Genomic DNA, 6,732 nt, shown 5'->3' on the forward strand with positions numbered 1-6,732 from the left:
TAATAATCATCCCCAAACTGCTCTTGATACCAAGCGGCAACTTCACGGGCAATTTCTGGCCGCCGCTGCAAAATAGCTTGAGGCACTTCTCCTGCCAAGCAGCCGCTGGTGACGATCAGCCCTTCTTTGTATTGCACCAAATACTCTTTGTTGATGCAGGGGCGAGAGAAAATCCCTTTCCCTTGAATGCCATGTAGATGGGAAATGGTGGTTAGCTTCACTAAGTTTTTGTAGCCCTGGGTATTTTTGGCCAGAACCACTTGGTGATACTTGGGGTACTTGCGGCTTTTGTCGCGGATATCGCCGTTGATTACATACATTTCATTGCCGATGATTGGAGTAATCCCTTTGCTTTTACACAGTTTCACCAGCTCTAACGCCCCATACATGACACCGTGATCCGTCAGGGCCAGCCCCGGCAAACCCATAGCGACCACCTGCTCGATCAGACGCGGCAATTGGCTGGCGCCATCCAAGAGGCTGTATTCGCTGTGGAGATGCAAAGGAACAAAAGACATGGCAACGCTATGGATAGTGGGATCCCTTTAACCTTAACTCAGCGTGTCCATTTCTCGACTGCCTGCAGATGCCGCTACAGTAAAGTCAGCTGATGTTTTTTCCCTTTTCTTGAATCTATGGATGCTCCCATTCGCCTCACCCAGTACTCCCACGGCGGTGGCTGCGGCTGTAAAATTGCCCCGGCCCTGCTGCAACAAATTCTTAAGGATGTGCCCCTGCTATCCCCAAATCCGGCTTTGTTGGTGGGAGCTGAAACCAGCGATGATGCGGCTGTCTATCAACTAAACGACCACCAAGCCCTAATTTTGACCACCGATTTCTTCATGCCGATTGTGGATGAGCCGGTGGATTTTGGTCGGATCGCGGCGACCAATGCCCTTTCCGATGTCTACGCGATGGGGGGCACTCCCATTCTGGCTTTGGCAGTTTTGGGCATGCCGGTCGATACCCTGCCGATGCAGGCCATCCAAGGGATCATGGCCGGAGGGATCCAGGTTTGCCAAGAAGCCGGGATCCCTTTGGCAGGGGGGCACTCCATCGATTCGCCGGAGCCCATCTTCGGCTTGGTGGCAGCAGGTTTGGCCCATCCACACCACATTCGCCGCAATGCCACGGCCCAAGCCGGGGACGATCTGATCCTGACCAAGCCGCTGGGGATCGGGGTGATGACCACCGCTCTGAAAAAGGGTCAGCTCAGTGCGGCAGGCTACGCGGAAGTTTTGCAGGTGATGACCCAGCTGAATCGCATCGGCTCGCAACTGGCTCGGCGACCGCAAGTTCACGCCATGACGGATGTAACAGGGTTTGGCCTGGTGGGACACTTGCTGGAAGTCTGTCGCGGCTCGGGGGTGGGGGCCAGTTTGGATCTGGCTTCCATTCCGTTTTTGGCAGAAGCGCTCTCGCTGGCAGAGGCGGGGATCTTTCCAGGGGCGGCTCGTCGCAATTGGCAGGGCTATGAGGGGGTACAGGCAGAATCCCTGCCCGAGTGGCAGCAACTGCTGCTGGCAGATCCCCAAACCAGCGGGGGCTTGCTGGTGGCGGTGGATCCCGGCTACACCTCAGATCTTTTGCAGGAGCTGCACAGTGCCGGCTACCCCTACGCCCGTCGCATTGGCCGCTGCCAAGCCGGAGATGCCGACAATATTAGAATCCATGTTACCGGCGAGATCATCCCCAGCCCATCGGCAGCCTGAAGAAGACCCTCTGGCAATGCTCGCAACACAAAGTCTCGATAGAGGGCTCAATATGAAGATTGCGTCAAGCAGCTCTGAGAAAGTTAAAGATCCCATGTGAGGCAAGGGAAGGTTGAGATATCCTGAGATCTATGAGCGAGCTTCCCCCCAGCCGTAGTCTGGTTCAGCGAGTTGAGCCTGGCCAGCTGATTCGAACCCTCAGCAGTGGGCAATTGCTGATGGTGGATCCACAACGGCACAACGCCCTGATCATCTGCAAGACGTTTCATGCCGAGTTTGCCGGGCCAGGCGCTGCGGTGGGGGGGCCCTTGGATGTGGAGTCCGGCGGCGTTGTCCCCATTGGGGATGTGGTTTTGCTGCATCCGCAAGACCACCAAGAGCGGCAAAGTGCCTATGCCAAGCGGCTGCACTGGATGCGTTGGCTGCAGCAAATCACCGACAATCCTTTGCCGGCCCAGCGGGCGCGGGTTTTGCTCTTTAGCTTAGAGGAATTTTTCTCTGCGGATTTGGTTAGCCAATTGCCAGATGACATTTTGGCGCGGCTGGTGGGAGTGCTGCCCCAGACGGTTGCTGCGGTGCGGATGGAGATGATGGCCCGCTATAGCCCCAACTATTCCCTGGCAGGCTGAGCTTTTTCAGACTGGGGAAGGAACTCGTCCTGCTGATGGGAATCGGTGACAGGCTGCCGGCCCTCACCTCTAGCCCCTCTCTGCAACTGGAACGAGACACGATCAGCTACACTGAAAGCCAATTTGCGTTGGCAGTTGGTTCAACTGGACTCGACCGGAATCTTTGCCTCATGCAGTGGTGGAAACGGCTTCGCCAAAACCGATGGGCCCAAGTAGGAGCTTACATTCTCCTTGTTTTCTACGCCTGCGCCATTTTTGCCGAGTTTGTTGCCCCCTACAGCCCGCTGGAATCGCAGCCGGGGGGATCCCTTCTGCCGCCCACCGCCATTCACTTTTGGGATGAATCGGGCGCTTGGATTGGGCCCCACGTTTATCCAACCCGCCAGGGGCCAGTGGATCTGGAAACGGGAGAACGCCCGCTCTTGGTGGATACCAGCCGTCCCGCCGGGATCCGCTTGTTTGTGGCCGGTACTCCCTACCGTTGGTTGGGGTTGATCCCCTGGGATCGGCATCTGTTTGGCACCGTCCCGCTGCGGCCTGTTGCAGAAGAGGGACAGGTGGGATCCCCAATCGGCGAAGAGCCCTCTGTGGCACGGCTACACCTGCTGGGCACCGATGATCAAGGTCGGGACTATTTCAGTCGCTTGGTCTATGGCGGGCGCGTCAGCCTGTTTATCGGCTTGGTGGGCATTGGCATCTCTTTCCCCATTGGTCTGCTGGTGGGGGCCATATCCGGCTACCTTGGGGGCTGGGTGGATACGCTCCTGATGCGCTTGGCAGAGGTGTTGATGTCGATTCCGACGCTGTATCTGCTGGTGTCGCTGGCAGCGGTGTTGCAGGTGAATCCGCTGACCGGGGTGCCCTTCAGCAATGCCGAGCGCTTCTTGGTGATTGTGGTGATCCTCTCTTTTGTGGGTTGGGCGGGCCTAGCCAGGGTGATTCGTGGGCAGGTGCTGTCCTTGCGAGAGCGGGACTTTGTGCAGGCAGCGCGGGTAGCCGGGGCTGGATCCCTGTATCTGCTGGTGCGGCATATTTTGCCCCAGACAGCTACTTATGTGGTGATCTCGGCAACCTTGGCGGTGCCCGGCTACATTGCGGCAGAGTCGGTGCTGAGCCTCATCGGGTTGGGGATCCAACAGCCGGATGCCTCTTGGGGCAACATGCTCTCGCTGGCCACCAACGCTTCGGTGATCATCCTACAGCCCTGGCTGGTGCTGGCCCCCACTTTGATGGTGGTGCTGACCTCTCTATCCTTTAACCTGCTGGGGGATGGTTTGCGGGACGCCCTCGATCCTCGGGAAGGGTGAGCTGCTTCCCCATTGCGCCGAGTGAGGGGAATGGAGTGGCCTGCAAATCACCGCTTTCCGTCGGGATAGAGCCGGTTTAGACCCTTGCGAGCCTTAGCATGGACATCCAGGGTGGCATCCATTTTCAGGATCTGCCGGTAAACTTGCTCGGCACGAGCCACTTCCCCTTCCTGTTCCAACTTTTCTCCTAGCTTGAGCAAGTTTTGGGCTGAGAGATCTGCCCAAGGATTCTGTTCGGCTGTTGGCTCCTGCAGTTGCCGCAGCTCTTCTAGGCGCTCTTGCACCATCGGTCGTAACAGCCAAGAGTCATCCAGATCCAAAACCTCTCGGTAGTAGCGCTGGGCCTCTTTAAAGTTCTTTTGCTCGTCGTAGGCTTCCGCCAGTTGTAGCGCCAGTTCCGCTGTGGGCTGATCCTTAAACTGGCGATGCAGTTGGTTCAGTCGCCGCACAAAGGGGGATCCCTGCTGCGGGTTTTTCAAATCCGGGGCGTGCTGAACCGGCAGATAGTCGTCCCTCTCCGCCGATGGTTGAGGGGAAGGGGCAGGCTCTGCAGCTTGAGGTCGAAGGGGCGCTTGGCGGCTGATGCTTTTGGGATCGATGGGGGTGGGCTTGTAAACCCAAATTGGCTGATCCGGAGGAGATGCGGGTGGGGTTGGGCGTGGGATCGGCTGCGGCAAGGGAATGGTCTTGCGATCCGGCGGTTCAGGAGATGGCTGCTTCAGCTCCTCAAGGGTGCTGGGAGGTTTGGGGGCCTGAAATTGAATCGCTTTGGGAGTCTCCCTGCGCTCTTGGGCCAATTCTCGGTACAGAGCGGCCAATTGAAGGTAACCCGCCTCCTCGTAGGCAGTGGCCAGCCAACGGGCATTCTCTGGGCTGGGATCCGCACGATAAGCTCGCCGGAGCAACTGCAAAGCAGTGCCGTAGTTGCGCTCTCGAATGGCTGCCCGTCCCAAACTCGCTGAGCTGACCCCGATGGTATCGCTGGCCATAGTCCCCCATCTGTCTTGGCGCCGACAATAGAGCTAAGAGTCAAGGCTGAGCTGCTGATAATTCAGGTTTTCCAAGCCAGCCACGTGGGTTGACGCTTGCTTAATATAACTGGATTCCTTGGCCATAGCATACCCTCACCAGCCGGGATGTTATCTGCTCGGACAGCTCCCTCTTGTTGAGATCTCTCGCTTTATATCAATTCAATGTCGATATTGAGGGTGGGATTGGATTGAGATCTGGATGCCAAGTTAACTTTCGGGCTAGCTTGTAGTCAGAGCTTCAGCAGCAACAGGTTCTGACGCCAACATGATCCAAGACTTTCGAGAGCGGTACCCTATGGGCAGTTTGCTCACCGATCTGTTGCGGGTGGAAGAAGGGATCTACATCGTCAGAGCCCAGGTGGTGGTGAACAACACGGTTTTGGGCAGTGGCATGGCTGGCTCGAACACCGTCGAAGAGGCGGAAGATGCTGCCTTGAAGCGCGCCCTCCACCACGCAGGATTTGGTCGCCCCACTTCCTCTTTGAGTTTGGGCATGGATTCTGCTGCCGCCAGGGTGCCTTATCTGCCAACTCCTGAGTTGGCCAACGGACACGCTCAGTCTTCCCCTGCTTCTCCAGCCCCCGAGTCGATAGGGATCCCTGCAAAGCCAAGTTCCCCAGAGCTGCCCGGTCTAAGTGAGCCGGCGGCCTATGGGGATGACCTATCGGACATCATTGCCCAAACGGATGTGGAGATGCAGCGCATTGGCTGGGGCCGCAAGGAAGGACAAGAGTTTTTGGAACGTCGCTTTCAGAAGAAATCTCGCCACCAACTAAGCGACGCCGAGCTGCGGGAGTTTTTGCGTTATCTCAAACAGCAGCCCTCCCGCCTCAGCAGCGAACCCCGCTTTTGAAGTCTTCTCGGCCTTGCCGCCAAGATCTCGGGATCTGGAGATCTGGCAACTCCTATCTTCCAACTAGGGTTGTTCCGAGCCCGTTCAAGTAGCCTCTGACCCTTGCCCCCGGCCCCTCTGGAAGGGGGAGTTGGGAATCAAGCCAGCCAACTGTTTTACTGCTAGTTGGCTGCTACTTGGAATAAGCCCGTTCTACCGTCGGTGTCTTGCTGCTGCTGAAGCTAGGGCGCACCTACAATCACGCTGGTGTCTTCCATTTGCTTCACGACCGTTTCTCCCCCTTCCGAGAGCACAACCCGTCGCTCTGGCACCGATACTCCGGCCACCTTGGCGGTTTGGTAGTTTTGCCCGGCCTGCACCACAGCGGGAATGACACCTGGGCCAGAAACCAGAGCAAAGGACTCGCCGCCAATCTGTATCATCCCGGAAACCTGTACACTGCGGGCAAACGCAGCTGGGTCAGGGGTAGGCGTTGGGATCGGGGTAGCCACGGCTACAGGGGCGCCATTGCCGCTGCCAGGAGGGGGCAAAACCGGAGGTGGAGGCAGGGGCGGCAGGACAATCTGCGGTTCAGGAGCACGCACGTTTTGAGGCACAAAGGGATCCACACGGCCAGCCCCACTCAAGGCCCGCTGGGTTTCCTGCTCTCGATCCACTGGCGGGATCAGGCTAGAGGCAGCTTGGGTAGCCTGCAGAAGGGAGGGCACCGGCGGCGGGGGTTGATCGGGGGCGGTCTGGCCAAAGCCGGCAGGCAAGTTCACCGTTTGTTGCCGGGCGAGAGCTTGCATCTGGCTGGCTCCGCGGGCCAAGGTGGCGCTCATATCCTGTTCCCAAGTCCCTGCAGCATTCAGCCGCATGATCACAGGGCTGGTTCCCCCCCGAGACTCCACCCAAATTTCCGCTTCTGTGTCGCTCAATCGCCGCGAGCTGAGGATCCGGGATCCCGGAGGCAAGAGGGGCCGAAGCGCCAGTTCGGCCTCAGGAACAGCCTGTTCGTTGGCCAGAGCCGGGAACCAACGGGGGGCCAAAAACGCAACGCCCCCTGCCAACAGCAGGCCGGCTACAAAAAAGCAGGACAATGGGCGAGCAGGCAGCGATTTCAGCATAGAGACCACCGGGAGAGAGCCTCGTATCCTCTCCACCAAAATATCCAAAATCTTCGTGATGGGGCCAAGTCAACCTGCTTTTCTCGACAACAGT

The 6,732-nt window shown here is 58.0% G+C and carries 7 protein-coding genes; 4 read left to right on the forward strand and 3 right to left on the reverse strand.

The genetic code is table 11. The features are described 5' to 3' along the window. Nucleotides 1–518, reverse strand: a 518-nt coding sequence (locus tag NW849_RS11310) for a PHP domain-containing protein (protein ID WP_414357718.1), incomplete at its 3' end; no start/stop codon positions are given. Between the two features lie 117 nt (nt 519–635). On the opposite strand from NW849_RS11310, the gene selD reads away from it, so the two are divergent. From selD to NW849_RS11325, 3 genes are all read left to right on the forward strand, one after another. Continuing rightward, nucleotides 636–1,712 carry a selenide, water dikinase SelD gene (gene selD, locus NW849_RS11315; protein WP_414357719.1) on the forward strand — a complete coding sequence of 359 codons (1,077 nt, stop codon included), beginning with the start codon at nt 636–638 and terminating at the stop codon, nt 1,710–1,712. A gap of 131 nt (nt 1,713–1,843) precedes the next feature. Then, a complete protein-coding gene (locus NW849_RS11320) occupies nt 1,844–2,341 on the forward strand; it encodes a hypothetical protein (RefSeq protein ID WP_414357720.1) in 498 nt (165 codons plus the stop codon). A 170-nt stretch (nt 2,342–2,511) separates the two neighbouring features. Then, the gene (locus tag NW849_RS11325; protein WP_414357721.1) at nt 2,512–3,648 is read left to right on the forward strand and encodes an ABC transporter permease; all 1,137 of its coding nucleotides are present in this window, start codon (nt 2,512–2,514) and stop codon (nt 3,646–3,648) included. Between the two features lie 47 nt (nt 3,649–3,695). Here the strand turns inward: NW849_RS11325 and NW849_RS11330 are convergent, their stop codons facing one another. Then, a complete protein-coding gene (locus NW849_RS11330; protein WP_414357722.1) occupies nt 3,696–4,637 on the reverse strand; it encodes a hypothetical protein in 942 nt (313 codons plus the stop codon). 307 nt (nt 4,638–4,944) lie between these two features. On the opposite strand from NW849_RS11330, the gene NW849_RS11335 reads away from it, so the two are divergent. After that, a complete protein-coding gene (locus NW849_RS11335; protein ID WP_414329849.1) occupies nt 4,945–5,532 on the forward strand; it encodes a hypothetical protein in 588 nt (195 codons plus the stop codon). 221 nt (nt 5,533–5,753) lie between these two features. Here NW849_RS11335 and NW849_RS11340 read toward each other — a convergent pair whose 3' ends face one another. Continuing rightward, nucleotides 5,754–6,638, reverse strand: coding sequence for a hypothetical protein (locus tag NW849_RS11340; protein WP_414357723.1), 885 nt, complete (start codon nt 6,636–6,638; stop codon nt 5,754–5,756). Nucleotides 6,639–6,732 lie beyond the last annotated feature (94 nt).

It is taken from the genome of Synechococcus sp. R55.3, assembly GCF_047461975.1.
Classification (GTDB): Bacteria; Cyanobacteriota; Cyanobacteriia; order Thermostichales; family Thermostichaceae; genus Thermostichus.

Excerpts from the sequence above, each read along its gene's own strand:
- NW849_RS11335 (WP_414329849.1), top strand. The coding sequence starts at position 4,945 with ATGATCCAAGACTTTCGAGAGCGGTACCCTATGGGCAGTTTGCTCACC.
- NW849_RS11340 (WP_414357723.1), bottom strand. The coding sequence starts at position 6,638 with ATGCTGAAATCGCTGCCTGCTCGCCCATTGTCCTGCTTTTTTGTAGCC.
- selD (WP_414357719.1), top strand. The coding sequence starts at position 636 with ATGGATGCTCCCATTCGCCTCACCCAGTACTCCCACGGCGGTGGCTGC.
- NW849_RS11325 (WP_414357721.1), top strand. The coding sequence starts at position 2,512 with ATGCAGTGGTGGAAACGGCTTCGCCAAAACCGATGGGCCCAAGTAGGA.
- NW849_RS11330 (WP_414357722.1), bottom strand. The coding sequence starts at position 4,637 with ATGGCCAGCGATACCATCGGGGTCAGCTCAGCGAGTTTGGGACGGGCA.
- NW849_RS11320 (WP_414357720.1), top strand. The coding sequence starts at position 1,844 with ATGAGCGAGCTTCCCCCCAGCCGTAGTCTGGTTCAGCGAGTTGAGCCT.